At 72.4% G+C, this 26710-nt stretch carries 21 protein-coding genes; 11 read left to right on the top strand and 10 right to left on the bottom strand.

Translation table 11 applies throughout. The features are described from left to right. Positions 1–63 precede the first annotated feature (63 nt). Together ACLBYG_RS13010 and ACLBYG_RS13005 are read right to left on the bottom strand one after the other, a co-directional pair. Complete coding sequence (locus ACLBYG_RS13010; protein ID WP_056523329.1) at positions 64–573, bottom strand: ferritin-like domain-containing protein; 510 nt, start codon at positions 571–573, stop codon at positions 64–66. Positions 574–778: 205 nt separating this feature from the next. Then, complete coding sequence (locus tag ACLBYG_RS13005; protein WP_020093209.1) at positions 779–1378, bottom strand: PAS domain-containing protein; 600 nt, start codon at positions 1376–1378, stop codon at positions 779–781. A 770-nt stretch (positions 1379–2148) separates the two neighbouring features. Between ACLBYG_RS13005 and ACLBYG_RS13000 the strand changes: the two genes are divergently transcribed. Continuing rightward, on the top strand, positions 2149–2868 hold the full coding sequence (locus ACLBYG_RS13000; RefSeq protein ID WP_447681732.1) for a hypothetical protein: 720 nt from the start codon (positions 2149–2151) through the stop codon (positions 2866–2868). Here ACLBYG_RS13000 and ACLBYG_RS12995 read toward each other — a convergent pair. The 5 genes from ACLBYG_RS12995 to ACLBYG_RS12975 all read right to left on the bottom strand — a co-directional run bounded on the left by ACLBYG_RS12995 (position 2865) and on the right by ACLBYG_RS12975 (position 10209). Further along, a complete protein-coding gene (locus ACLBYG_RS12995; RefSeq protein WP_447681731.1) occupies positions 2865–3746 on the bottom strand; it encodes an ABC transporter permease subunit in 882 nt (293 codons plus the stop codon). The genes ACLBYG_RS13000 and ACLBYG_RS12995 overlap by 4 nt on opposite strands. Continuing rightward, the gene (locus ACLBYG_RS12990; RefSeq protein WP_447681730.1) at positions 3743–4534 is read right to left on the bottom strand and encodes a taurine ABC transporter ATP-binding protein; all 792 of its coding nucleotides are present in this window, start codon (positions 4532–4534) and stop codon (positions 3743–3745) included. The genes ACLBYG_RS12995 and ACLBYG_RS12990 overlap by 4 nt, the downstream gene beginning before the upstream one ends. A gap of 23 nt (positions 4535–4557) precedes the next feature. Next, a complete protein-coding gene (gene tauA, locus ACLBYG_RS12985) occupies positions 4558–5571 on the bottom strand; it encodes a taurine ABC transporter substrate-binding protein (RefSeq protein ID WP_447681729.1) in 1014 nt (337 codons plus the stop codon). A gap of 410 nt (positions 5572–5981) precedes the next feature. Next, positions 5982–9440, bottom strand: a complete 3459-nt coding sequence (locus ACLBYG_RS12980) for a PAS domain S-box protein (RefSeq protein WP_447681728.1) — start codon at positions 9438–9440, stop codon at positions 5982–5984. A gap of 223 nt (positions 9441–9663) precedes the next feature. Further along, positions 9664–10209, bottom strand: a complete 546-nt coding sequence (locus tag ACLBYG_RS12975; protein ID WP_020093203.1) for a TetR/AcrR family transcriptional regulator — start codon at positions 10207–10209, stop codon at positions 9664–9666. 112 nt (positions 10210–10321) lie between these two features. Between ACLBYG_RS12975 and ACLBYG_RS12970 the strand changes: the two genes are divergently transcribed. Next, positions 10322–10885, top strand: a complete 564-nt coding sequence (locus ACLBYG_RS12970) for a sugar O-acetyltransferase (protein ID WP_056523342.1) — start codon at positions 10322–10324, stop codon at positions 10883–10885. A 435-nt stretch (positions 10886–11320) separates the two neighbouring features. Here the strand turns inward: ACLBYG_RS12970 and ACLBYG_RS12965 are convergent, their stop codons facing one another. Next, positions 11321–13069: an outer membrane beta-barrel protein gene (locus tag ACLBYG_RS12965; RefSeq protein ID WP_244491822.1), complete on the bottom strand. Its 1749-nt coding sequence runs from the start codon at positions 13067–13069 to the stop codon at positions 11321–11323. A gap of 550 nt (positions 13070–13619) precedes the next feature. Here ACLBYG_RS12965 and ACLBYG_RS12960 point away from each other — a divergent pair. Next, on the top strand, positions 13620–13898 hold the full coding sequence (locus tag ACLBYG_RS12960) for a hypothetical protein (protein WP_447681727.1): 279 nt from the start codon (positions 13620–13622) through the stop codon (positions 13896–13898). A gap of 186 nt (positions 13899–14084) precedes the next feature. Next, positions 14085–14402: a hypothetical protein gene (locus ACLBYG_RS12955; RefSeq protein ID WP_020093199.1), complete on the top strand. Its 318-nt coding sequence runs from the start codon at positions 14085–14087 to the stop codon at positions 14400–14402. 29 nt (positions 14403–14431) lie between these two features. Here ACLBYG_RS12955 and ACLBYG_RS12950 read toward each other — a convergent pair whose 3' ends face one another. Beyond that, positions 14432–17149, bottom strand: coding sequence for an MGH1-like glycoside hydrolase domain-containing protein (locus ACLBYG_RS12950; RefSeq protein WP_447681726.1), 2718 nt, complete (start codon positions 17147–17149; stop codon positions 14432–14434). 103 nt (positions 17150–17252) lie between these two features. On the opposite strand from ACLBYG_RS12950, the gene ACLBYG_RS12945 reads away from it, so the two are divergent. From ACLBYG_RS12945 to ACLBYG_RS12915, 7 genes are all read left to right on the top strand, one after another. Further along, a complete protein-coding gene (locus ACLBYG_RS12945; protein ID WP_447681725.1) occupies positions 17253–17501 on the top strand; it encodes a hypothetical protein in 249 nt (82 codons plus the stop codon). Then, a complete protein-coding gene (locus tag ACLBYG_RS12940) occupies positions 17498–18631 on the top strand; it encodes a branched-chain amino acid ABC transporter substrate-binding protein (RefSeq protein ID WP_447681724.1) in 1134 nt (377 codons plus the stop codon). The genes ACLBYG_RS12945 and ACLBYG_RS12940 overlap by 4 nt, the downstream gene beginning before the upstream one ends. A 122-nt stretch (positions 18632–18753) precedes the next feature. Next, positions 18754–19644 carry a LysR family transcriptional regulator gene (locus ACLBYG_RS12935; RefSeq protein WP_020093196.1) on the top strand — a complete coding sequence of 297 codons (891 nt, stop codon included), beginning with the start codon at positions 18754–18756 and terminating at the stop codon, positions 19642–19644. A 130-nt stretch (positions 19645–19774) separates the two neighbouring features. Beyond that, complete coding sequence (locus tag ACLBYG_RS12930) at positions 19775–20539, top strand: HpcH/HpaI aldolase family protein (RefSeq protein ID WP_447681723.1); 765 nt, start codon at positions 19775–19777, stop codon at positions 20537–20539. Positions 20540–20561: 22 nt separating this feature from the next. Then, positions 20562–21449, top strand: a complete 888-nt coding sequence (locus ACLBYG_RS12925; RefSeq protein ID WP_447681722.1) for a 2-hydroxy-3-oxopropionate reductase — start codon at positions 20562–20564, stop codon at positions 21447–21449. 44 nt (positions 21450–21493) lie between these two features. After that, the gene (garD, locus tag ACLBYG_RS12920; protein ID WP_447681721.1) at positions 21494–23086 is read left to right on the top strand and encodes a galactarate dehydratase; all 1593 of its coding nucleotides are present in this window, start codon (positions 21494–21496) and stop codon (positions 23084–23086) included. Between the two features lie 76 nt (positions 23087–23162). Continuing rightward, positions 23163–24359, top strand: coding sequence for a PepSY-associated TM helix domain-containing protein (locus ACLBYG_RS12915; protein ID WP_447681720.1), 1197 nt, complete (start codon positions 23163–23165; stop codon positions 24357–24359). A 54-nt stretch (positions 24360–24413) separates the two neighbouring features. On the opposite strand, the gene ACLBYG_RS12910 is transcribed toward ACLBYG_RS12915, so the two are convergent. Then, positions 24414–26594, bottom strand: coding sequence for a TonB-dependent siderophore receptor (locus ACLBYG_RS12910; protein WP_447681719.1), 2181 nt, complete (start codon positions 26592–26594; stop codon positions 24414–24416). Positions 26595–26710 lie beyond the last annotated feature (116 nt).

Genomic DNA, 26710 nt, shown 5'->3' with positions numbered 1-26710 from the left:
GTGGGGGGCGAAGGTGGACGAAGGGCCGTCCCCGCCCGGTCTCGGGGCGGGGACGGCGGGACGTCAGCGGTCGGCCTTGGCGCCGGATACCGTCAGGGAGAGGTAGCGCTCGGTGGTCGGGCGGATCAGCTTGCGCACCGCCTCCGCCATGGCCTGCTCCTCCTTGAGGGACTGCTCGAACGCCGTCCGGTGGCCCTGCTGGCCGGCGGCGTCGCCGATGGTGAGCAGCGACTCGTAGGCGGCGATCTCGAAATTCTCGAAGGCGTGGTTGGCGTAGGTGTTCTTCAGGATCTCGTCCTGGGCCGGCGTGTGACCCAGGGCCATCATGTTGCCGACGAAGCCCAGGAAGCCCTCCTTGAGGGTCGAGGGGCTGTCGCCCAGGCTCTGGAGCGCCTCCTCCAGCCGGTGGCGCTGCCCGTGCGTCTCCTCGATGTGGCGGCGCAGGGCCTGCTCCATCTCGGGATAGCGCTCCAGGCGCTCGACCTGCCGCTCCATGATCTGCAGCGCCTGCATCTCCACAGCATGGGTGTTCTTCAGGGCCGTGACGTAGATCTCGCGGGCGTCCGTGGTCATGGCGTTCACCTCTCAGCAGTTGTGAGCGCGGGGCTCATTCAACCGGCAAACACGGGTGCCGCACGGCCAAGTTCCGGTCGGAAGGTCGCAGGCGCGGGGGGCGCCGGTCCCGGACGGGCCGGACCAGACCGGCCGGCGCCGGTCGACGAAGCCGGGGCGGCGCGCATCGAGCGGACGATCCGCGACCTCCGGCAGGCTGCCCCGCTCAGTGCAGACCGCCGCTGCGCTCGGCGCGCTGGCGCTCCGCGAGGCGCTTGCCGATCTCGAGGAGCAGCGTCTCGGTCAGCGCCACGAGGGCGGTGTCGCCGACCACCGAGACCGTGTTGTGCAGCGACAGGCAGAGGTCGGCGGTGCGGCTGAGGGCGTCGTCGATCGTGTCCCCGTCGCGCTCCGCGAAAGCCGCGCCGGCCGCCTTGCTGTCCGAGATCTCGACGATCACGCCCCGTCCGGTGGTCGGTCGCCCGTCCTGGTCCAGGTAGAAGTGCCCGCGGGTGAACAGCCACCGCAGCCGCCCCTCCGGCGAGCAGACGCGGTACTCCGCCGTGTAGGAGCCGCCGGTCCGGACGCAGTCCAGAATGACCTGCGAGATGTGGGGCTGATCGTCCGGATGGACGGCCTTCAGGAGCTCCGCGAGGCTGACCCCGACCCGCGACCGGGCCGGGCTGATGTTGAACAGCAGGGCGCTCACCGGATCGGCCCGCGCCTCGTCCCGGAGGATGTCCCACATCCAGAAGCCGACGCCGCCCGAGGCTTCGAGCGCCGCGACGAGCGCCGCCTCGGATACGACGTCGTCCGCGTGGTCCATCCGAGACCTCCCCGATCTCACCGCAACCAGAGGCGACGCTGCGCGACGATTGTGATCCTGCAAAATCCGTTATAGCCCAATACAAATTCCCGTAAAGATCTTGTATTCAAATATATGTGTTGTCTCGCCGTGCCCGGTTCGCCCGCCCTAGGCTTCCGTCAGAGTTGAGCGGCGGACTCGAAGGGAATTTTCTTCTGCTGGTCGCCGCGACGTGCCGTCCCTCCACTGGCCGACACCTGACTCCGCCGGCAGGGACGGCGCGAGGCCCCGCGTCCAAGCCCCGCATGCAGGCCCCGCGTCCTGGCCGAGGGGCCCGGGACGTCCCGGTCCGGGCCGGAGCTTGCGCGCCCTGCGCGTCCGCGCGGGCGCTGGACGCGGTCCGTCAGCGCAGCGAGCGCATCAAATGAGGGCGACCGCCGAGCGGGCCGACGCGATCAAGGACGGGTTGGTTCTGCCGACCTCCACGTCCGCTGCCTGGTGGGCCCCACATCTTGTCGGGACGCGGACGTGGATGCAGAGCCGCGCGCGGGCCGGCCCGTTCCTCCGATCCGCAGAATCTCCGCGCGGACCCATCCGCCGTCACGCCCTGAAACCGGACCCGTTCGCCCCTGTGGCCTGTACAGTAATGGCGCAACTTGCGCCATCTTGTGCAGCTATTTGCCCTGCTTAATGATTGACGAATCCGACTCTATCGGCTCAGATAATGCGCCTGATGGCGTTCGGACCGGCTCTCAGGTGTCGTCTGGCTCGGGTCGGCAAGGTTCGGTCCCATGAGCTACATGTTCAAGGTCCCCTCCGGCGCCGTGGCGGGGGCGATCGCGCAGCAGATCACGTCACAGGGCTACGCGGTTCTCGAGGACTACGTGAGCCCGGAGGACCTGCGCGTCGCGCAGGCTTTCGTCGCGCGGGCGGTCGCCGCGAAGGGCGGTGAGTACGCGGGTTTCACCGGGACGAAGGATCTCGGCGGCACGTTCCTGGCCGCTTTGCCGGACGACCCGACCTTCAACGCCCTGTGCCGCGGCATCTACGAGAGCGCCGTGGGACGGCCCGCGCCGGATGTCGGCTACTACCAGATCCTGCGCTGTCTGGCGGGACATGGCGCCAGGACGCACTCGATGCGCTTCCACTTCGACTCGTACGTGCTCACGGCCCTCGTCCCCGTCACGATGCCGGACCACGGTACTCCGGGGCGCCTGATCATCCACCCGAACACCCGCGCACTGCGTCGGAGCTACCTCCGCAACCTCGTCGACAAGGCGCTGGTCGACAATCCGCTCGCGCAGAAGCTCCTGACCCGCGCCTACGACCGCGGCAGCGACCGCGTGATCCGCCTGTCGCTGAAGCCGGGAAGCCTGTACTTTTTCTGGGGCTACCGCTCGCTGCACACGAACGAGCCCTGCGCGTCCGACGCGATCCGGGCCACGGCCCTGCTGCACTACGTCGATCCGCACGCGGGCAGCCGGCTCAAGCGGGTGATGCGGCGGCGCTAGTGTCGGCCCTTCCAGGGCACCAGCACGCGCTCCAGGCCCCGCATCCCGAGCTCGAACAGGCCCGCGAACAGGCCGATCAGCAGGATGCCCATCACCACCACGTCGGTGCGCAGGAAATTGGAGGCGTTGAGGACGAGCTGGCCGAGCCCGGCCTGGGCCGCCACCATCTCGGCGGCCACCAGGGTGGTCCAGCCCACGCCCATGCCGATCCGCAGGCCGATCAGGATCTCCGGCAGCGCCGCCGGGAAGACCACGTGGCGCAGGACCTGCCAGCGGCTCGCCCCGAGGGCGCGCGCGGCGTTGATCTGGTCGACCGAGGCGGAGCGCACCCCCGCCCGCGCGGCGAGCGCCACCGGGGCGAGGCAGGCGAGGAAGATCAGCAGCACCTTCGACAGCTCGCCGATCCCGAACCAGATGATCATCAGGGGCAGGTAGGCGAGCGGCGGCAGCGGCCGGTAGAACTCGATCGGCGGGTCGAGGATGCCCCGGGCGATCCGGCTCGTGCCCATGGCGAGCCCGACCGGGATGCCCACCAGGGCGGCGAGCGCGAAGGCGCCGAGGACGCGCAGGAGGCTGTCGCCGACGTGGAGCCCGAGCGGGGCGCCGTCGATCTCCCCGCGCCAGGCCTGACCGAAGGCCGCCAGGACCGCCTCCGGCGGCGGCAGGAACAGCGGCTTCACCCAGCCGGCACGGGTGGCGACCAGCCAGAGGCCGAGGGCTGCCAGCACCGTGGCGGCGCTGACCGTCGGCACCAGGATCCCACCGCGGCGGCGGATTCCGGTGCGCGCCAGCGGGGCCGTCGCCGGAGCCGGGGCCGGGGCCGTGTCCGGGATCACGTCCGGGACCGCGTCCGGCGCGGCGCGGGGCAGACCACTCATCGGACGGCCTCGGGCGCCGCGCCGGCGCCGCTCCGGATGCGCGCGAGCACGCGCTCGCGCACGGCGATGAAGGCGGGGTCCGACTTCACGGCCCGGGCGTCGCGGCCCTCGACGAACGCCCGGGCGAAGGGCAGGTCCAGCGTCTCGACGATGCGGCCGGGCCGCGGGCTCATGATCACCAGCCGGGTGGCGAGGAACACCGCCTCCTCGACGTCGTGGGTGATGAAGAAGGCCATCTTGCCGGTCCGGTGCCAGATCCGGAGGATCAGCTCCTGGATCTGCTCGCGGGTGAAGGCGTCCAGCGCGCCGAGCGGCTCGTCCATCAGCAGGGCGCGCGGGTCTCCGGCGAGCGCCCGGGCGAGGCCGACCCGCTGCTGCATCCCGCCCGAGAGCTCGTAGACCTTCCGGTCGGCGCAGTCGGGCAGGCCGACGAGGTCGAGCGTCGCCAGGGCGATCCGCCGCCGCTCCGCCCGGGGCACGCCCCGCATCTTCGGTCCGAAGGCCACGTTCTCGGCGACGTCCAGCCAGGGCATCAGGGCGTGGCGCTGGAACACCACGCCCCGCTCGGCTCCCGGACCCCGGACCGGCGCGCCGTCGAGGAGGATGCGGCCCTCGGTGGGCGCCAGGAATCCCGCGATCGCCGAGAGCAGGGTGGTCTTTCCGCAGCCCGAGGCGCCGAGCGCCACCACGAACTCCCCGGGACCGATGGTCAGGTCGATCCCCGACAGTGCGGCGACCGCGTCGGCGCCCTGCCCGTAGCGGACGCTCAGGTTGCGGATCTCGATCATGGGCCCTCCGGTCCGGGGACAGGCTATTTCCGGGCCGCGTCCACGACCTCCGTCGTGACGAACCGGGCGTAGTCGGGCGCCAGCGCCTGCACGCGCCCCTGCGCCTTCAGGAAGGCGGCGGTCTCGGTCAGGGCCTTGGCGGCGCCGCCGCCGAGCCAGGCCGGGGAGGCCTGCGCCTCCAGGGTCGGGAACCGGTAGGCCGCGAGGCTCGCGGGCACCTCGGCGGGCGCCGAGCCGCTGATCCGGGCCACCGCCGCCACCTCCGGCGCGTCGGCGCCCCAGGGCCTGGCGGCGTAGGCCGCGTCCTGGGCGGCGATCAGCCGGACGAGCGTCACCAGGAAGTCCCGGTTCCGCGCCGCCCAGGCCCGGTCGACCACGAGGCCGTCGAAGGTCGCCTTGCCCCGGCGGGCGAGGTCGCCGGCCGAGACCACCACGGTGCCGGACTTCTTCACCCGGGCGAGCACCGGGTCCCAGATGAAGGTCGCGTCGATGTCGCCCCGCTCCCAGGCGGCGGCGATCTCGGGCGGCCGCATGTTGAGGATCCGGACATCGGCCTGCGTGAGCCCGGCCTCCGCCAGGGCGGCGATCAGCTGGTAATGCGCGGTCGACACGAACGGCACCGCGACCGTCTTGCCGCGCAGGTCGGCCACGCCCGTCACGCCGCTGCCGGCGCGGGCCACGAGCTGCTCGGCGTCGGCGATCTCGTCGAGGATCCAGAACAGCTGGATGTCGAGCCCCTGCGAGGCGGCCGCCGCGATCGGGCTCGACCCCGCCTCGCCGATCTGGACGCTGCCCGAGGCCATGGCGCGGATCACGTCGCCGCCGCCGCCGAACTTGCGCCAGTGGATCGTGTAGCCGGTCGCCTTCTCGATCGCCCCGGAGGCCATCAGGGCGCGGAACGGCACCACCATGTCCTGGTGGGCGAAGGTGACCTCCCGGTCGGCCGCGCGGGCGGTGCCGGGGAACGGCGCGCCGAGAATCAGGGCGGCCAGGGCGGCCAGCGCGACGGCGCGGCGGTGCGGACCGGCAGATGTCATGAGATGTCCCCATTCCGGCCGGCCCGGCGCGGAGGCGACTCGGGCGGCCGGGCGCAGGGTCGGCCGAGCTCGGCCACGAAGGCAAGGGCCCGCGCCCTGCCCCGGTCGCGCCCGGGATCCGCCTCGCGCCGCGGCCCCCGCGGCGGTGCGCGGGTCCGGGGCAGCCGCCCGCGGCGGTGCGCGGACCGCGCGCGCCGGAATATCCATCTCCCCGGACGCGCGCGATAGCCGGTGCCGTTCTCCGAACCGCCCTCGCCGGAGGCGCCCGCCATCGTCGTCCCGGAGTCGCGGCCCGGCGGGCGCGCAGCCGGCGCGGGACCGCCGGCTGGAAGATCGTTCCTCGCCGCCGCGTGGCTGGGAGACGAGAATTTGGGCGTGCAAAACCCGCGGGCCGGCTCCGGCGCCCCCGCTCAGGCCGCGCGCAGCGCGGCGATCTCGTCGATCGTGGCGGCCGCCTGGGCCCGGAGCGCGGCCAGCAGCGCGGTGACGTCCTCGCCCGCGCGGCAGGCCGTCTCGAAGGCCCGGCAGGTCGCGGCCAGATCCAGGAAGCCGATCATGCTGGCCGCCGACACCATGGCGTGCGCGTCCCCCATCAGCCGCGTCCGGTCGCCGTCGGTCGCCGCCGGCCCGAACCGCTCGGCGAGCTCCTTCGCCAGCATCGCCAGGAGGTCGCCCATGCGCGCCTGGCCGACCATCGCGGTCATCTCGTCCAGGGTGGCCCGGTCGATCGTCCCCGCGCGGCGCGGCGGCTCGGCGCGAGGGGCCGCCCACCGGTCGATCGCGGCGAGCAGCGCGTCCGCGCGGAACGGCTTGCCGATATGGTCGTCGAGCCCGGCGGCGCGCAGCTCGGCCACCTGCTGCGGCAGGACGTTCGCCGTCATCGCGAGGATCGGCAGGCGGCCGGCGGCGCCGCCCAGGGCGCGGATCCGCCGGGTCGCCGCGATGCCGTCCATCACGGGCATCTGCACGTCCATCAGGACGAGGTCGTAGGACCGCGCCTGGACGGCCGCCACCGCGGCGACCCCGTCGGCCACCACGTCCACCGCGTGCCCGGCGCGCTCCAGGATCATCCGGGCGAGGTCCTGGTTGAGCGGCACGTCCTCGGCCAGGAGCAGGCGGCGGCCGGTCGCGCGGGCGATCGCCGAGGCCGGCGCGGTCGCGCGGGCCGGCGGGACGGCGGCGGGCAGGTCGGCCTCGAACCAGAAGGTCGAGCCGTGCCCGACCGTGCTCGCGACGCCGATCGTCCCGCCCATCAGCGTGACGAGGGATTTCGAGATGGCGAGCCCCAGCCCGGTGCCGCCGTACTCGCGGCTGATCGAGCCGTCGACCTGCGAGAAGCGCCGGAACAGGCGGTCGCACTTGTCGGTCGGGATCCCGATGCCGGTGTCCCGGACCGCGAAGCGCAGCCGCGTCCCGCTGGCCGTGTCCGGGCTGACCCGGACCGACAGGTCGATGCCGCCCGACGCGGTGAACTTCACGGCGTTGTTGAGCAGGTTGAGCAGGATCTGCCGGAGGCGGTCCTCGTCGCCCTCGACCCAGTCGGGCAGGCCCGAGCCGTGGGCGAGCGTGAGGGCGAGCCCCTTGCGCTCCGCGGAGGGGCGCACGATCGACACCGCGTTGTCGATCAGCGCCTCCAGGGCGAAGGGCCGGGGCACGATCTCGATCTGCCCGGCCTCGACCTTCGAGAAGTCGAGGACGTCGTTGACCACGGTCAGGAGCGCGGCCCCGGCGGTGCGGATGCGGTCGGCGTTCCGGCGCGCCGACGGTCCGAGATCCGTCCCGTCGAGGAGCAGGTCGGCGTAGCCGATCACCCCGTTGAGCGGCGTGCGGATCTCGTGGCTCATGGCGGCGAGGAACTCGCTCTTGGCCGCGCTCGCTCGCTCCGCCTCCAGGCGCGCGGCGTCGGCCGCCGCCTTGGCGGCGAGGAGCGCCGCCTCGGCGGCCTTGCGGGCGGTGACGTCGATGTTGAGGCCGATCATCCGCCGCGCCTGCCCGGGCGCGCCGCGCCCGACGCCGTTGATCCAGCGCACCCCGCCGTCCGCGGTGGGGACCCGGAACTCGATCGAGAAGGTCTGCCCGGCGGCCGCGGCCGCGGCCGCGATCCGCAGCGCCCGCTCGCCGTCGGTGCGGTCGATCAGGGCGAGCCAGTCCCGGGTGTCGAGGGCATGGTTCCGGTCGGTCTCGATGCCGTGGAGCCGCGCGCTCTCGGGGGACCACTCGATCCGGCCGCTGTCGAGGTCGAGGTGCCACGTCCCGGCATGGGCGGCCTGCTGGGCGAGGTGCAGCAGGCTGCTGGCATCCTCCACGGCGCGCCGGGCGGTGACGATCTCGTCGATGTCGAGGGCGGTGCCGAGCATGCCCACCATGCTCTCGCCCTGCCAGATCGGCAGGAGCACGATCTTGTGCCAGCGGTAGGCGCCGTCGTGCCGCTGCAGGCGGCCCTCGACCTCGTAGGGCGCGCGGCGGGCGGGCGCCTCCGACCACAGCCGCTCCATCCGCTCCGTGTCGTCGGGATGCGTCCGGGCGATCCGGGCGGCGCGCGTCGGGCCGATCGGGCCGTAGTAATCCTCGAAGCGCCGGTTGACGTAGGAGGCGTCGCCGGTCTCCGTGCTGGCGATCCAGACGAGCTGCGGCAGCGCGTCCGCCAGGGCGCGGTAGCGGGCCTCGCTCAACCGCAGGGCGTCCTCCGCGGCCTTGCGGGCGCTCACGTCGCGCAGGGTCGCCACGTAGCCGTCCGGGGCGCCGGTCGCCCGATCGTGGGTCAGGCTGAACGAGATCTCCACCCAGACCCAGTGCCCGTCCCGGTGCCGGTAGCGCTGGGAGGTCAGGGCGCGGGACGCGCGGCCGCCGGTGAGGTCGTCGAGGACGCGGCGGTACGCGCCGACCTCGTCGGGATGGACGAAGTCGAGGGGATGGGTGCCGATCAGCTCCTGCGGGTCGTAGCCCAGGACGGCGCGCACCGCCGGCGAGACGTAGCGGCGGCGGGCGGTCAGGTCGGACCAGATGATGATGTCGGTGGCGTTCTCGGCCAGCAGCCGGTAGCGGCGCTCGCTCTCCTCCAGGTCCCGCTCGGCGATCCGGTTCTGGGTCACGTCGCCGAAGGTCAGGACCGTGCCGCCGTCCGGCAGGGCCGCGCACCGGACCTCCAGGATCGGGCCGCCGGGCAGGCGCCAGTCGAACAGCGGCGGCAGCCCGGCGCGCGCGCCCGTTCCGAGGCCCGGATCGGACCCGGCCGCCGCGCAGTCGCCGCGGGCCCGCTGGTAGGCGCGGATGTCCGGGAGGGCGACGCCCGCCCGCAGGACGTCGTCCGGCAGGTCGAGCAGGTCCGCGGCGCTCCGGTTGAACGCGCGCACCCGCTGGTCGGCGTCGAGGACGACGAGACCCTGGTCCAAGCTGTCCAGCGTGCCGCGCAGGATCATGTCGGTCTCGCGCGCCCGCCGCTCCGACCGGACGAGGTCGGTCACGTCGAGAATGAGGCCGTGCAGGGCGACGAGCGCGCCCTCGGGCCCGAACTCGGGAAGCCCCTGGATGATCGCGTCCAGCACGGTCCCGTCCGGGCGGACGATGCGGGCCCGCGCCTGGTAGGGGATTGCCGGCCGGCTTCCTCCCAGGATCCCCTCGAGCCGCGCGACCAGGGCGGCGCGGTCGTCCGGATGATAGCACGCGACGTGCTCGGCGAGCGGCAGGTCGCACGCGCCGGGCGTCCCGAGCAGCCGCGCGAGACTCGCCGATCGGGTCACCCGGCGGGTCCGCGGATCGAGACGCCACTGCCCGAAGCCGGGGCCCCCGTCCCAGGGTGCAGGCTCGCCCGCGGCCCGGTGCGGAGCGGGATCCGGCGGCGCGGCCGGGCGGGTCGCGTCAATCTGCATCGGCCCCAGGGTTCCCCACCACCGGCGCGGACCGCGCCCGGGCGCGCCCGCGGCACGCATCGGGGCGAACCTGCTCGCGCGACGGTTGCTGATTCCTTGCCGGCACCGTGCGGCATTCGGCACCTGTCCGGCCGGCGATCACGATCGCTTGAGGGGCCGGCACGCGGCGTCCCCGGCCCGGTGGGGGGCGGGTGCGGGGACGGGTGCGGGGGCGGGTGCGGCCCTACCGCACCAGCCGCTCCACGATCGCCCGCACCTGCGCCCGATCCGCCGGCTGCGGGTCGACCGAGCGGTGGATCGTCAGGCCCTCGATCATGGCGTCGAGGGCCTTGGCGGTCTCCGGCGCGAAGTGCCGTTCCAGGGCGGCCCGGCTCTTGGCCATCCAGTCCTGCATGACCCGGCGCAGCGGCGGGTTCCGGGCCGCGAAGGCGTAGAGTTCGTAGCTCAGCAGCATCGTGCGCGGGCTCGCCCAGAGGTCGCTCACGATCAGGTCGACCACGGCCTCGCAGGCCTCGTCGACGGTCGCGGCCGCAGCGAGCCGGTCGGCGAACCGCGCCGAGACCGTGTCGGCGAGCCCGGTGAACGCCTCCGTCAGAAGCGCGTCGAGGCTGTCGAAATGGTAGGTCATGGAGCCCAGCGGCACGTCGGCCGCCGCCGCGACCCGGCGGTGGGTCGTGCCGGCGACGCCGTGCTCGGCGACGACGTCGAGGGTCGCCCGGATGATGCGCGCCCGGCGATCCGGGTCGAAACGGCGCTGGGCGGCGGGCAAGGGGACCTCCTAGGATCCGGTTCAGGGCAGCCGGGCCGTGACGCGCGCGGCCTTGATATGTACATCTGTACGCATAGCTAGGGTCCGACGCGGCCGGAGGGAGGTCCCCACCATGAACACAGAGATCGTGAAGACCCAGAAGCAGAGGATGCTGGCGGGCGAGCTGTACTGCGCCGACGACCCGGAACTGGCCGCCGACAACCGGCGCATCTCGGAATGGATGGACCGGTATAACGCCGCGCAGACGCGGAGCCAGCCCGAGCGGCAGGCGCTCCTGGAGGAGGCCTTCGCGCGGGTCGGCCCGGGCTGCAACATCCGGCCGCCGTTCCACTGCGACTACGGCTACAACATCAGCCTGGGCCGCGGCGTGTTCCTGAACTTCGGGTGCAGCATCCTCGACGTGATGTCGGTCACGATCGGCGACCTGACGCAGATCGGCACCGCCGTGCAGATCCTGACCCCCGATCATCCGCGCGACCCGGCCCAGCGCCGGCAGATGCTGGAATTCGCCCGCCCGGTGGTGATCGGCGCCAATGTCTGGATCGGCAGCGGCGCGATCATCCTCCCCGGGGTCACGATCGGCGACGACGCGATCGTCGGGGCGGGCAGCGTGGTGACGCGCGACGTCCCGGCCGGCGCCACCGTGGTGGGGAACCCGGCCCGGCCGCGGCCGTGAGTGGCGCGCGCGCGGGGCACGCGCTCCGTGCGGAAGCGGTCCGGCCGCGTCGGCCCTCCGTCGAGCGTGCCGGCGCTCCCGTCCGTGCCGGAACTCCCGTCCGTGCCGGAACTCCCGTCCGTGCCGGAACTCCCGTCCGGGCCGGAACTCCCGTCCGGGCCGGAACTCCCGTCCGGGCCGGAACTCCCGTCCGTGCCGGAACTCCCGTCCGGGCCGGACCTGCCGGGGACGCCGACGACCGGTCGCGGCCGGTTCACGCGGCCGCGCGGCCAAGCTGAGCGGCCCCGCGGCGTCGCTGCCGCGGGCTGGGGGGGCGATGCCGGAATCGAGGCACCGGGATCGAGGCACCGGGATCGAGGCACCGGGATCGAACGGCCGGCGCGGCCCGTCCCCTGGCCTGCCGCGCCCGCGTTCGGGCGCGGCGTGGCGGCTGGATCAGTCCTTGCGGATCGGGGCCGCCGGAGCGCCTGTCTCGCCGAAGCCGAAATCGGCCAGCCGGTAGGAGAGCTGCGCGAAGCCGCCGTAGCGACCGGTCTCGAACTTCATCGGGCTGGGCGGCGAGAACGGGAAGGCCGTCGTGTGCGCCTTGTCGGCCTGGAGCTGCCAGTAGCGGCCGCCGACGCCGACGCTGACGGACGGCGTCAGGTCGTACGAGATGATCCCCTCCAGGAAGTAGCCGTCGCCGCGGCCGCCTTCCGGCCCCGGATTGATGTCGGGCCGCAGCCAGTGCCGGTCGACGCCGCTCAGGCTCACGACCGGCAGGTAGGCGCCTTCCAGGCTCAGCCGGACCCGGTCGAACCGCGCTTCGCCGATCACGCCGACGCGCAGCGCGTTCCACTGCATGCTCTCGCCCAGCGTCTTCATGCTGGTCGGGTAGGGTCTGGCGCAGGGAGCCCCGCCCGCCACCTGACGGCAGCCGTAGCCGTTATACAGTTCGGACGCGAACTGGTAGCCGAGGAAGCCGCCGAGCTTGTACCCGTCCCGGCGCAGCACGTCGTAGCCGAGATCGATCACGCCGTAGCCGATGTCGCCGTCCTTGATCGGCGACAGCGTCTTCGAATAGCGGCGCAGGGCGGGCGGGAAGTCCTCGTCGGCGAGGCGGCCGCCGGTGACGCCGCCCGAGCCGAGGAAGCCCTTGGCGAACAGGCCGGTGGGGTTGTGCTCGAGCCGTGCGAAGCTCTCGCCGGCATGCGCCTGGGTGTTGTTGTAGGTCAGGCGCGAATTGAGTTGGCCGGGCGCGTCGGGGTCGCCGAGCTTCTCGCGCGGTGTCCCGGAGCTGAAGAAGTAGCGCAGGCCGCCCTCGAAATCCCAGGTGGCCGGGCCTGCCGACGCGATCGGGGCCAGGGTGGGAAGCCCGGCTCCGAACCGGTAGTTGAGGCCGACGCGGGCCAGGAAGCCGTCCGTCGCGACCCGCGTGCCGGCGTGGTAGCCGGTCAGCACGGGGTACGACGGAGCCGGGAGGACCGCCCGGGAGCCGAGATCGTAGTAGAGACCCTCGACCTTGGCGGAGAGGTGCTCGCTGAAGGCGTGCTCGATGCCGGCGCCGGCCACGTAGCCCAGGCGCACCGCGCCCTGGCGCCCGTCGAACAGCGGGAAACCGGCCAACGACAGGTTGTTGTCGGTTCGGACCGTGCCCGCGGCGAGGCCGCCCGTGGCGTAGACGAGGGTGCGATCGACGGCGAAGCCGATCCTGCCGCGCAGGGTGGCGAGCTCGTCCAGCCTCTGGCCGGAATGGGCGACGCTGCGGCGATAGAAGCCGCCGCCCGCGGCCGGAAAGGCGCCCTCGCGGCGATCGTAGCCCCACAGCCGGGTGAATTGGTAATCCGCGGCGGCGCCGGCGACGAAGCCGGAATTCACCTGCCAATCGTAGCCGACCTCGGCGCCGCCGACGAAGCTCCCGTCCGAGGCCCGCTTCGATGGAATGACCGGGCAGTTCCGGGCTCCGGGCTGCCCGTCCGGACCTGTGCAGACGAACTGCGTGGCCCGATCGAGGGTCCCGTAACCGGCGAACAGGCCGGCATGCGCTCCGGTCCAGGAGAAGATCGGCACGGCCGTCGCCGCCGGCGGAAGGGCCCGCCGCGGGAGGTCCGCCGCCATCGCGGTCTGCGACAGCAGGCACAGGAGAAGTCCGGAACTCGAGATGCGGTACATGTAGTGTCCCCCGCCGCGCGTCGTCGAAGGCATGAGCGTCAAGGTCTCTTCGCCGGTAAGGCTTCGGATGCCGAAGCGGAGCTTCTGCTGATCTCGCGCGGTTCGCATGATTCGTCCGTGTGAATAGGTAATGATGTCTCGATTCTGAAGCGCCAATTTTTGACCTATCTCATCAAATTTGACTGGATCTGCAATCGTTGACGCGAGAAAGGTATTTTATCGACTTCGTGAATTTTGCAGACTTAGTATCTTGATGGCCTATTCGAGTCATTGTCAGCAGAGATTTTGCTCTGATCTTCGGTCGTGCCGCGGCTTGGTTCCGTTCTCTTTTGCGGCTGGGTGATGCGTTCGTGCATCACCTGCGCCCTGCCCGGTCCAACCCTGGGCGGCCACGGGGCCGGGCCGCCGGCCCGACGCGATGCCCGTCGCGATACCGCTCCGGCGCGTTCCTGGCGGGGCGGCCCGGTCCGGGGAACCATCCGGGCGGCCCGAGCCTTCCTGGGCGGGATTGCGGGCGGATCCGGCCGCGAGTCCCCTGGAAACGCCCGCCCGTCTTCCCGGGCGGCGAGAGAGGAAACCTCACGTGCGTTCAACGATCATTGCCGCCGCCCTGCTGGCGACCCTCGGTTCCGCAGTCGCGAGCCCGGCCTCCGCCGCGCCGATCGGCCCCGGCACGGGCGTGTCGGCGCCCGCCGGCATGGTCTCGACGGTCCAGATGGATCCCGTCGAGCGCCACATGATGCGCCGTCGCATGGAGCGCCGGATGATGCGCCACCGGATGGAGCGCCACATGATGCATCGGGAGATGCGCCGCGAGATGCGCCACCGCGAGATGCGTCGCGAGATGATGCGCCGCATGTGACGCGCATCCGCGCCGGGGCGGTGCCCGCCCCGGCGCGGGCCGGGGAAGAGCCGCGAGGCGGGCTTCCCGCATCGCGGGGGCTGAGCCCGTGCTGGGCTCGAGCTGGCCGGGGGTGCCACGTCCGAGGCGATCGAACCATCCGCGCCCCGACGCGTTTCTGGCCACCGACAAGGGAGGATTGGTACGATGAAGGCGATTCTGGCAGCGGCCGCGGTGAGCCTCGGCATTCTGGGCGTGGTCGGCCCGGTCTCCGCGCAGCCGCGCCCCGACTACGACGATTACGGCGGCCGGGGCTACCGCGACCGCGGCGACTACGATTACCGGGACCGCGGCTACCGCGACCGGGACGATTACCGCGGTCGCGCCAATTACGGGTTCGACGAGCGCGAGTACCTGCGCTGCAATCCGGATGTCCGCCGCGCCGTGGCCAACGGCCAGATGGAATCGGGTGCCGCCCACTACAAAGTGTTCGGGCGTCGCGAAGGCCGGCGGCTGAGCTGCTGACCGATCGGCCGGCTCCCGGCCGGGCGCGCCTATCGCGGGCGTGCCCGGTCACGCAGCAGGTTGATGATCAGGGCCGTCCAGCCGGTCTGGTGCGCGGCGCCGAGGCCCCGCCCCGTATCCCCGTCGAAGAACTCGTGGAACAGCAGCGCCTCCTCGGCACCCGGCGCCGGGGCGATCGGCGGCCGGGTCCCGAAGGCCGGCCGGCGCCCGGTCCCGTCCTTGGCGAACAGCGCGATCAGGCGGTCCTCGAGGGCGTCCGCGATGGCGCTGAGCGTCCGCATCGCGCCCGAGCCCGTCGGGTACTCCACTAGGAAGTCGTCGCCGTAATAGGTGTGGAAGCGCCGCAGCGCCTCGACGATGAGGAAGTTCATCGGCATCCAGACCGGGCCGCGCCAGTTCGAGTTGCCGCCGAACATGTTCGAGGTGGAATCGGCCGGGTCGTACCGGACCGTGAAGGAGGCGCCGAGCTCGTTGAGCACGTAGGGCGCGTCGCGGTGCACCTTCGACAGGGAGCGCACGCCGTAGGGCGAGAGGAACTCGGCCTCGTCGAGCATGCGGCGCAGCAGCGCCTTCATCCGGTGGCCGCGCAGCAGCGACAGCAGCTTGCGGTCCTTCACGCCCCCCTCGGTCCAGCGGGAGACCAGGCGGGCGAGGTGGGGCCGGTTCTCCAGCACCCAGTTCAGACGCCGGGCGAAATCCGGCAGCCGGTGGAGCACGGAGGGCTCGATCACCTCGACGGCGAAGAGCGGGACCAGCCCGACCATGGAGCGGACCCGCAAGGGGAGCATCCCGCCGCCGGGGATGTCGACCTCGTCGTAGTAGAACGCGTCGGTCTCGTCCCACAGGCCGTAGCCCTGCCCGTCTCCGCCCGACCCGCCCATGTCGGTCATGGCCTCGGCGATCAGCAGGAAGTGCTCGAAGAACTTGGAGGCGGTGCTCTCGTAGACGTCGTTGTGGAGGGCGAGCTCCAGGGCGATGCGCATCATGTTGAGCGCGTACATCGCCATCCAGGCGGTGCCGTCGGCCTGGTGCACCACCCCGAAGCCCGGGGGCGGGCGCGAGCGGTCGAACACGCCGACATTGTCGAGCCCCAGGAAGCCCCCCTGGAACACGTTGCGGCCCTGCGCGTCCTTGCGGTTCACCCACCAGGAGAAGTTGATCAGGAGCTTGTGGAACACGCCTTCCAGGAAGGCGAGGTCGCCGCGCCCGCCCCGCCGGTCCCGGTCGATCTCGAACACCCGGTAGGTGGCCCAGGCGTGGACCGGCGGGTTGGCGTCGCCGAACTCCCACTCGTAGGCCGGGAGCTGGCCGTTCGGGTGCATGTACCATTCGCGGGTGAGCAGCAGGAGCTGCTTCTTGGCGAAGTCCGGGTCCAGCAGGGCGAGCGGCAGGCAGTGGAAGGCGAGGTCCCAGGCGGCGAACCAGGGATATTCCCAGGTGTCGGGCATCGACAGCACGTCGGCCGCCGCGAAGTGGCGCCACTGGCCGTTGCGGCCGCCCGCGCGCCCCCGGGGCGGCGGCGGCTGGAGCGGGTCGCCCTCCAGCCAGCGCCGCACGTCGTAGCTGTAGAGCTGCTTCGACCAGATCAGGCCGGCGGCGGCCTGGCGGAAGATCGCGCGGGAATCCGCGCTCGCGATGCCGTCCTGCAATTCCTCGTAGAACGCGTCCGCCTCGGCCACCCGGCGGCGGACCAGGGACCCGTCGTCGACGGCCCGGGCGCGCAGGCCCGCCGACAGCCGCAGGCGGATCCGGGCGGTCTCCCCGGGCGCCAGCCGCAGCGCGTAGTGCAGGCCGAGCTTGGTGCCCGCGTCCCGGCGCACCGAAGCGGGATCGCCGTCGACGATCGCCGCGTGGAGACCGTCCTTGAACGGCCCCGCGGCGTCCGGCTGCCCGCCGTGCAGCCGCAGGTTGGTGTCGTTCTCGCAGAACAGCAGGTCCGGCGCCCCGTCGAAGGCGAGCCGGTACGGCCCGAGCCGCTCGTGGGTGCAGACGGCGCCCCCGTCGGGCGCGCGGGCGATCCGCGGGCGCGCCTGCCCGGCCTCCCACGACCACGTGTTGCGGAACCAGAGCTGCGGGACGAGGTGGAGGTCGGCGGGCTCGGGCCCCCGGTTCAGCGCGGTGATCACCGCGTGGACGTCGTCGGCGTCGGCCTTGGCGTACTCCACGGTGACGTCGAAGAACCGGTCCCCGTCGAAGACGCCCGTCTCCTCGATCTCGTACTCGGGCTGCTCCCGCCCGCGCCGCCCGTTCTCGCCGACGAGGTCCGCGTAGGGGAAGGCCGCCTGCGGGTAGCGGTACAGCATCTTCAGGTAGGCGTGGCTCGGGACCGCGTCGAGGTAGTGGTAGACCTCCTTCACGTCCTCGCCGTGGTTGCCCTCCTGGTTGGTCAGGCCGAACAGCCGCTCCTTGAGGATGCGGTCGCGCCCGTTCCAGATGGCGAGGGCCAGGCACAGGTTGCCGCGCTCGTCGCAGATGCCGGCCAGCCCGTCCTCGCCCCAGCGATAGGCGCGCGAGCGGGCGTCCTCGTGCGTCAGGGCGGCCCAGGCGTTGCCGCAGGGGCTGTAATCCTCCCGCACGGTCCCCCATTGCCGCTCGCTGAGATAGGGGCCCCAGAGCGACCACGCCCGGTCGCCCCGGCCCTGCTCGGCGATCCGGCGGCGCTCGGCCCAGTCCACCGACGCGTCTCGACCCTCGCCCCGATCCCTGTCCCGATCCCCGTCCCGATCCTCGTCCGCGCGCGGCCCCATCAGCCGCGTCCCGGACGCGGGCCCGGTCGGCCGGGGCTGGGGGTGCGGCGGGGACGGGAGGCGGTCATCGGTCACGGCGGGTTGCTGCGGATGCGCCGGCCCGATGCATCATCGGCGCCATCCCGACCCGTCGGGCCTTCGGGCCGCCGCACGGCTCCGTGAGCGCCCGCCGGCCGATCGCGCGCCCGCGCCGGTGACCGTCTCGGCCCACCCCCAAACCTTGACCCCGGTGAAGGTGAGCGACAGGATCGCGCCGGGTGATCTGCGACTCGACGCGCGGGGATCCGCGTTGATCTATCTGAATTCAGCGTTCGTCGGCGATCTGTCCGGCCACATCTTGGGGGAAAGATGACGCGACTATTGATGGCCGGCCTGGCCGGGCTGCTGTTCATGACCGCGGCGCGGGGTCAGGAAGGTGGCGCGCCGGTGAAGATCGGTGTCGCCGCGCCCATGACCGGGCCGAACGCGGCTTTCGGCGCCCAGATCCGGAACGGCGTGAGCCAGGCGGTGGAGGACATCAACAGGGCCGGCACGCTGAAGGGCACGACGCTGGCCGTCACGGTCGGCGACGACGCCTCCGACCCGAAGCAGGGCGTCTCGGTGGCCAACAAGTTCGCCAGCGACGGCGTGAAGATGGTCGTCGGCGACTACAATTCCGGCGTCACGATCCCGGCCTCCGACGTCTACCTCGACGCCGGCATCATCCAGGTCACGCCGGCCTCCACGAGCGTGAAGTTCACCGAGCGCGGGATGTGGAACACGTTCCGCACCTGCAGCCGCGATGACCAGCAGGGCGCGGTGGCGGGCAGCTACCTGGCATCGCACTTCCCGGGCAGGAAGATCGCCTTCGTCCACGACAAGACCCCCTACGGCAAGGGGCTGGCCGACGAGACGCTGAAGGCCTTCAAGGCCAAGGGCGGCAAGGAGGTGCTGTTCGAGGGCATCAACCCGGGCGAGAAGGACTACGCGGCGCTCGTCTCCAAGATGAAGTCCGCCAACGTCGACGTCGTCTATTTCGGCGGCGTGCACACCGAGGCCGGGCTGATCATCCGGCAGATGCGCGATCAGGGCCTCGCCGCCCGCATGATGAGCGGCGACGCCATCCCCGACAAGGAGTTCGTCCAGATCGCCGGCCCGGGCGCGGCCGGGACCCTGATGACCTTCGCGCCGGACGCTCGCAAGAACCCGAACGCCAAGGGCGTGGTCGCGGCGTTCAACGCCCGGGGCATCGATCCCGAGGCCTACACGCTCTACGCCTACGCGGCCGTGCAGGTCCTGGCGAAGGCGATGGCCGAGACCGGCTCCAGCGACGGCAAGGCGCTCGCCGACTGGCTGCACCGGGGCCAGCCGGTGGACACGGTGGTCGGGCCGATCGCCTACGACGGGAAGGGCGACCTCACCCGCCCCGACTACGTCATCTACGAGTGGACCAAGGGGCCGGACGGCCGGATCGACTATGCCGGGCACGAGGTGACCCCGTAGGCCGGTCGGGCCCGGAGTCCGCCGCCTTACCTAATTGGATGAGGGCGGCGATCTCAACGTGGCCGCCGCGAAGGCCTTATGCTCCCGCCCGACTGCGCCGCGGTCCGGGAGAGGGAGCCTTCATGTTCGACTTCAGCCAGCTCCGGTGCTTCGCCGCCGTGGCGGAGGAGCTGCATTTCGGGCGTGCGGCCGCCCGGCTGAACATGACGCAGCCGCCGCTGTCGCGGCAGATCCAGGTCTTGGAGCGCGTCCTCGACGTGCAGCTCTTGGAGCGCACCAGCCGCACGGTCCGGCTGACCGCCGCCGGTCGCAGCTTCCTGCCCGAGGCGCAGCGCATCCTGCGGCTCGCCGAGACCGCGACGCACGTCACCCGGCAGGTCGCGGCGGGGCGCGCGGGCGTCCTCAAGTTCGGCTTCACGGCGGCCTCGGCCTACGACTTCCTGCCGCGCCTCGTCACCGCGTTCCGGCGGGCGCTGCCGGACGTGACGCTCGCGCTGCGCGAGATGGTCAGCAAGGACCAGATCGAGGAGCTGCTCGCCGGCCGGATCGACGCCGCGCTGGTGCGCCCGCCCGTGACGCACCCGGACCTGATCGCCGTCCGGGCGCTGGCCGAGCCCCTGGTGGTGGCCCTGCCGGCCGGGAACCCCCTGGCCCTGCGCGACGGGCTCACCCCCGCCGATCTCGGGCGCGAGCCGCTCATCGGCTACGCGCCCAACGAGGCGCGCTACTTCCACGACCTCGTCCTCGGCCTGCTCGCCGAGGCCGAGATCCGGCCCCCGACGGTCCAGCAGCTCACGCAGATCCACTCGATCCTGGCCCTCGTGCGGGCGGCGCTCGGCATCGCCCTGGTGCCGGCCGCCGCCGAGCGCCTGCGCTTCGAGGGCGTGGTGTTCCGCCCCCTCGTCCTGCCGGCGCCGCGCCCGGTGGAGTTGCTCCTCGCGTGGCGGCGCGACGCGGACGACCCGCTCATCGCCCAGCTGGTCTCGATCGTGGCCGAGATGCCGCCCGCGTGAGCCCGCACGGTCGATCGATGCGCGATCCGCATCGATCGATCCAGTGTTTGGCTTTGACCTCGCGGCGGAAGGCTGCGCGTGATGGGGCGGACGGCGCGCAGACGCCGCGACGCCCCCAGGGAGGATCGTGATGGACAGCCTCACCAACCGCTTCAAGGCGGCCCTCGCCGAGGGGCGCCAGCAGATCGGCCTGTGGTGCAGCCTCGCCAGCCCCATCTCCACCGAGGTGGTCGCCGGGGCCGGGTTCGACTGGCTGCTCCTCGACATGGAGCACTCGGCCAACGACCTCCGGGACATCTACGCCCAGCTCCAGGCGATGATGGAGGGCGACACGCACCCGATGGTGCGGGTGCCGAGCGACGACCCGATCACCATCAAGCGGATCCTCGACGCCGGCGCCCAGTCGCTGATGATCCCCAACATCGACGACGCCGCGCAGGCCGCCCGCGTGGTCGCGGCGACGCGCTACGCGCCCCGCGGCATCCGCGGCTTCTCGCAGGCGCCCCGCGCCGCCCGGTTCGGCCGGATCAAGGACTACCACACCCGCTGCGAGGCCGAGATCTTCGTGGCGGTGCAGGTCGAGTCCCGCCGCGCCCTCGACAATCTGGACGCGATCGCCGCCGTGGAGGGCGTGGACGGCGTGTTCATCGGGCCCGGCGACCTCTCCACCAGCCTCGGCTATGTCGGCCAGCAGGGCCACCCGGAGGTGGTCGCCACCATCGAGGCGGCGGTCGCCCGGATCGTCCGGGCCGGCAAGCAGGCCGGCATCCTCACGTCGAGCGAGGAACTGGCCCGCCGCTACATCGCGGCCGGCACCCGCTTCACCGCGGTGGGCTCCGACATGGGGCTGCTCGCCCGCAGCTCCGAGGCGCTCGCCGCCCGCTTCCGCGCCTGAGTTCCGCAACGGGATCGTACCCATGAACATCGGATTCATCGGCCTCGGCATCATGGGCACGCCCATGGCCGGACACCTGATCGCGGCGGGCCACAGCCTGTTCCTCAAGACCCGGCGCAGCGTGCCCGAGGCCCTGCTCGCGGCGGGCGGCACCGCCTGCGCCACCGCCGCCGAGGTGGCCGAGCGCGCCGACACGATCATCCTGATGCTGCCCGACACCCCGGACGTGGAGCAGGTCCTGTTCGGGGCGGATGGGGTCGCCGAGGGGCTGTCGCCCGGCAAGACCGTGATCGACATGAGCTCGATCGCGCCGCTCGCCACCAAGGATTTCGCCGCCCGGATCGCCGAGCGGGGCGGCGCCTATCTCGACGCGCCGGTCTCGGGCGGCGAGGTCGGGGCCAAGAACGCCGCGCTCTCGATCATGGTCGGCGGCGAGGCCGGGACCTTCGCGCGCGCCGAGCCCCTGTTCGCCGCGATGGGCAAGACGGTGACGCATGTCGGCCCGGTCGGCTCGGGGCAGGTCGCCAAGGTCGCCAACCAGATCATCGTCGCCCTGACCATCGAGGCGGTGGCCGAGGGGCTGCTCTTCGCCTCGAAGGCCGGCGCCGACCCCGCCAAGGTGCGGCAGGCGATCACCGGCGGGCTGGCCACCTCGCGGATCCTGGAGCTGCACGGCGCGCGGATGATCGAGCGGACCTTCGATCCCGGCTTCCGCATCGGCCTGCACCAGAAGGACTTGAACCTCGCCCTGGACAACGCCCGGACGCTCGGCCTCAGCCTGCCCGCCACGGCGCTGGCGCAGCAGCTGTTCTCGGCCTGCGTGGCCCAGGGCGGCGCGGCCTGGGACCACTCCGCCATGGTGAAGGCCCTGGAGGCCCTGGCGAACCACGCGGTCGGCGACGCCGCCTGATCCCGACAGGAGCCCGGACGGGCGCGAGACGGAAGGAGCATCCGATGCAGGCCGAGATCGAAGCCCCGACCCGCCCGCACCCGGCAGGCGTGGGGGCCGCAGGGGCCGCCGGCGACGTGCCGCGCACGATCCGCCTGAGCGACAGCGACAACGTCGCGATCGTGGTCAACGCCTTCGGGCTGCCGGCCGGCACGGTGTTCCCGGACGGGCTGGCGCTCGTCGAGTTCGTGCCGCAGGGCCACAAGGTGGCGCTCACCGACATCCCGGAGGGCGGCGAGGTCCGCCGCTACGGCGAGGTGGTGGGCATCGCGACGCAACCGATCCCGCGGGGCGCCTGGGTGGAGGAATCCCGCGTCGCGACGCCGGTCGCCCCCGCCCTCGACGCCCTGGAGATGGCCACCCGCGTGCCGGCCCCCCTGCCCCCGCTCGAGGGCTACACCTTCGAGGGCTACCGCAACCCGGACGGATCGGTGGGCACCAAGAACATCCTGGCGATCTCGATCAGCGTGCAGTGCGTCGCCGGCACCCTCGACGTGGCGATCCGGCGGATCAAGCAGGAGCTGCTGCCGCGCTACCCCAACGTCGACGACGTGGTCGGCCTGACCCACGCCTACGGCTGCGGCGTCGCCATCAACGCCCCCGAGGCGGTGGTGCCGATCCGGACCCTCCAGAGCCTCGCGCAGAACCCGAATTTCGGCGGCGAGGTCATGGTCGTCGGCCTCGGCTGCGAGAAGCTCGTCTCGGAGCGGCTCCTGCCCGACAGCGGCGCGGCCGGCGACGGGGTGGTGCGGCTGCAGGACGAGCGCCACCGCGGCTTCTCGGCCATGATCGACAGCATCCTGACCATGGCGGAGGCCCGCCTGGAGGTGCTGAACCGCCGGACCCGCGAGACCTGCCCGGCCTCCGAGCTGGTCGTCGGCCTGCAGTGCGGCGGCAGCGACGCCTTCTCGGGCGTCACCGCCAACCCGGCGCTCGGCTTCGCGGCCGACCTGCTGGTCCGCTGCGGCGCCACCGTGATGTTCTCCGAGGTGACCGAGGTGCGCGACGCGATCCACCTCCTCACCCCGCGGGCGAAGAGCCCGGAGGTCGCCGCGGCGCTGGTCCGCGAGATGGCGTGGTACGACGCCTACCTCGCCAAGGGCGAGGCCGACCGCCGGGCCAACCCGTCGCCGGGCAACAAGAAGGGCGGCCTCAACAACATCGTCGAGAAGGCGCTGGGCTCGGTCGCCAAGTCGGGCACGAGCGCGATCTCCGGGGTCCTGGCGCCGGGCGAGCGCGTCCGCGAGAGGGGGCTGATCTTCGCCGCGACGCCGGCGAGCGACTTCGTCTGCGGCACGCTGCAGCTCGCCTCGGGCATCACCCTGCAGGTGTTCTCCACCGGCCGCGGCACGCCCTACGGCCTCAGTCAGGCGCCGGTGATCAAGGTCGCCACCCGCACGGAGCTGGCCGAGCGCTGGTCCGACCTGATCGACCTCGATGCCGGCCGCATCGCCACAGGCGCGGCGACGATCGAGGAGGTCGGCTGGGAGCTGTTCCACCTGATCCTCGACGTCGCGAGCGGGCGCAAGCGCCCCTGGTCGGACCGGTGGGGGCTGTTCAACGACCTGACCCTGTTCAACCCCGCGCCGATCACCTGAGACTCACCGGCGGGACGGCGTTGCGTCCCGCCGCGTCGTCAGCGTGGCCGGACTCTGCTAGGCAGCCGGCACCGCCATGACGCTGCCGATTCCCTCCCTCCGGACCCTGCTCTTCCGCCTGCACTGGGCGCTCGGCCTCACCGCCGGCCTCGTCCTCGCCCTGATGGGGCTGACCGGGGCGCTGATGAGCTACGAGGAGGCGGTCACCGCCTTCGCCAACCGCGACCGGCTCGAGGTCGCGCCCGGCGGGCGGACGGCACTGCCCCCCGCGGCGCTGGCGGCGCGGATCGACGCGCAGGCGGGCGGCCGCGTCGCCAACGTGCTGACCCTGTCGGACGACCCGCGCGCGAGCGTCCACGTCCGCTTCGCCCGCGATCCCGAGACCCGCGCGCGGCCGCCCGCCGCCTACGCCGACCCCTACGACGGCGCGCTGCTCGGCCCGGTGCGGCTGGAGGGCGCCTTCACGACGGTGCGGGACCTGCACCGCTGGCTGCTGCTGCCCGGCGGGTCCAAGGGCTGGGGCCGCACGGTGACGGGCGCCTGCACCCTGGCGCTGCTGGCCTTCCTGGCGACCGGCCTCTACCTGCGCTGGCCCCGGATCCACCGCTGGCGGATCTGGCTGAAGCCGGCCCTGTCGCGGCCCGGCCGGCCGCGCTGGTGGTCGCTGCACGCCGTGGTCGGGACCTGGCTCCTGCCGGTCTACCTGGTCATCGCGCTGAGCGGCCTGACGTGGTCCTACCCGTGGTTCAAGGACGGCGCGACGCGGCTGCTCGTGGGCGCCCCCGACGCCGCGAAGCCGGTCGGCCGCAGGGCCGCCGGAAAGCCGGCCGATCCCGCCGCCGACGGCGCGGCCGTCGACCGCGCCTGGGCGGATTTCCGGGCGCGGACCGGCGCGGAGGCCGGGACGGCGGTCCTGACCCTGCCGGGCGCCGACACGAAGGCGATCCGCATCCGCTGGCTGCCGAAGGGCGTCGACGCGCCGAGCGCCCGCAACGAGATCCGCTACGATCCCGCCACGGGCGCGCTGCTGGCCTCCGAGCGGGCCGTCGACGCGCCGCTGGGCCGGCGCCTCCTGGACAACGTCCTGGAGGTGCATCGCGGCCGCTTCTTCGGCGACCTCGTCGCGCTGCTGTTCTGCCTCGCGGCGCTGGCCATGCCGGGCTTCGCGGCGACCGGCCTGACGCTCTACGTTCTGCGCCGCCGCGCCGGCGCCCGGCGCAGGACCGTCGCGGCCGGGGCGCCGGCGGGCGCCGTCCGCACGGCGAGCCCCTGACGGCGGCCTCCGGCGGGGCGACGGCCCGGCCGCTCGGGCGATGCGGCCCGCCCGTCAGAGCCGGGCGGTGATCGTCGCCAGCACCGTGAACGGCGCCCCGGGGGTGTTGTTGGTCGCGTTGGTCGGCGCCTCGATGTAGCGCGCGTTCGTCAGGTTGCGCATGTTCACCGACAGGCGCCAGTGGGCGTCGAAATCGTAGTACACGAGCGCGTCGAGCCGGTTGTAGGCGCCCACGGTGAAACTGTTGTCGAGGTCGCCGTAGCGTCGGCCGACATGGGTGACGCCGAAGCCGAGCCCGAGCCCGCGCAGCGGGCCGTCCTGGAACGCGTAGGTCGTCCACAGGCTGCCGCTGAACACCGGCACGCCGGTGAGCCGGTTGCCGACCGCGAAGGTCGTGTCCTTGGTGATCCGCGCGTCGATCAGGCCGACACTGCCGATGATGCTCCAGCCGGGCAGGATCTCGCCGGCCAGATCGGCCTCGACACCCCGCGACCGCTGCTGGCCGGTGATGACCGAGAAGGTGGGATTGCGCGGGTCGGTGGCCGCGACGTTGTCCCGGACGATCTGGAAGGCGGCCGCGCTCAGGGTCAGGCCGGGCGTGAGATCGACCCGGGTGCCGGCCTCGACCTGCTCGCCCGTGCTGGGCGGGGGACTCGCCACGTTCAGCACGCTGGCGGTCTGCGGCAGGAACGACGTGGCGTAGCTCGCGTAGAAGGTCAGCGGCTCGAACGGCCGGTAGATCAGCCCGACCCGCGGCGAGGCGCCGAACAGGGTCTGCTCGGGCGGCTGGGTCCGCGAGGCCGGCTGGCGGTTGAAATAGTACTGGCTGCCGAGATCGAACCGGGCCCCGACGACGAGCTGCAGGCCCGGCGCCAGCACGATCTGGTCCTGGACGTAGAGCCCGAACACCTCCAGCTTCTGCTTCAGGTCGGCCTGGAACTGGAGCGGCTGGAAGGCCGCGCCGAACATCGGGTTGAGGAAGCTGACCGGGGCGAGGTTGCCCTGCTGGGAGAAGGCGTGGCGGAAGCCGTTCGAGTACTCGAACCCGAGGAGCGCCGTATGCGCGAAGCCGAAGGTGTCGAACTTCATCACGGCCTCGGTCTGGCTGTCGACCGCGGCGAAGCGCGAATTGACCGTGGCTTCGCGCCGGCTCAGCAGCGTGCCGGCATTGTTGACCGATAGGGCACGGGCGGCGAACACGTCGAACGTGCCCCATTGCCCGGCGATGACCTGCCGGAGCGTCAGGTTCTCGTTGACGTCGTGCTCGGCCCGCATGGTGATCGTGTTGAACGCGCCGAAGTAGCGCGAGGACGGCTCACCGTAGAACCGGCCGATGTTGTCGAGCGGGACGCGGCCGCGGAAGGCCACCAGCCCCTCGTCGTACTGGGTGTGCTGGTTGGTGAATTCCGAGTTCACGTAGACCCGGGTGTCGGCGCTCGGCGTCCAGCTGAAGGCCGGCGCCACGAAGACGCGCCGGTTTGTGTCGCCGCCGTAGTTGCGGAAGGTCGGATCCTCCTGGGCGGCGAAGCTGAGACGCGCGGCGAGGCCCTCGACGGCGGGCAGCGCGCTCGACACGGAGCCCTGGAAGCGCCGGAAGCCGAAGCTGCCGCCCTGCACGCTCGCGTCGGCCGTGGGCTCGAAGGTGGGCCGGCGGGTCACGATGTTGATGACGCCGCCGGGATCGCCCCGGCCGAACAGCACCGAGGCCGGGCCCTTGATCACCTCGACGCGCTCGGCGTCCACGAGGTCACGCGTGACCGGGTAGAAATTGATGGCCGGATCGACCAGCACGCCGTCGACGGCGAAGACCTGCGTGGAGAAGCCGCGGATCAGGTAGTTCTGCGACCGTCCCTGCACCGTGCTGCCGAGAACCACGTTGCTGACGTTGGTCACGGCATCGGTGAGCCGCAGATCCTGCTGGTCGGTGATCACCGAGCGGGACACGACGTTGATCGATTGCGGCGAGTCGCGCACCGGCGTGTCGGTGCGCGTGGCGGTCGCCGAGCGCGTCGCCCGGTAGCCCACGACGGGACCGTCGGCCCGCTCGCTGGCCGGGCCCGTGCCCGCAACGCTGAGTTCGGAGAGCACGACCTCGTCGGCGGCCGGGTCGGATTGCGCGCGGATCTCCGTCGGCGCGAGCAGGAGGAGCGACGTCGCGAGTCCGGTGCTGCAGATATTCAGGCGCGACCGGAAGTATTTGATGCGATCGACGGCGTCGATCCGGGCGGCGTGCATGATTTAAAATCGTTCTCAAGAGCGGCGTATCGACGCGGTGCGGTGTTTCTAGAGTGCAAACGCCGTCCTTTCTCAACGCCGATCCCGAAAGCCGCGGGTGACGCGCGCATCCTCTT

The organism is Methylobacterium sp. D53M, from assembly GCF_053345625.1.
The sequence above is the reverse complement of the archived record's forward strand: the minus strand, read 5'-3'. Positions and strand labels throughout refer to the sequence as shown.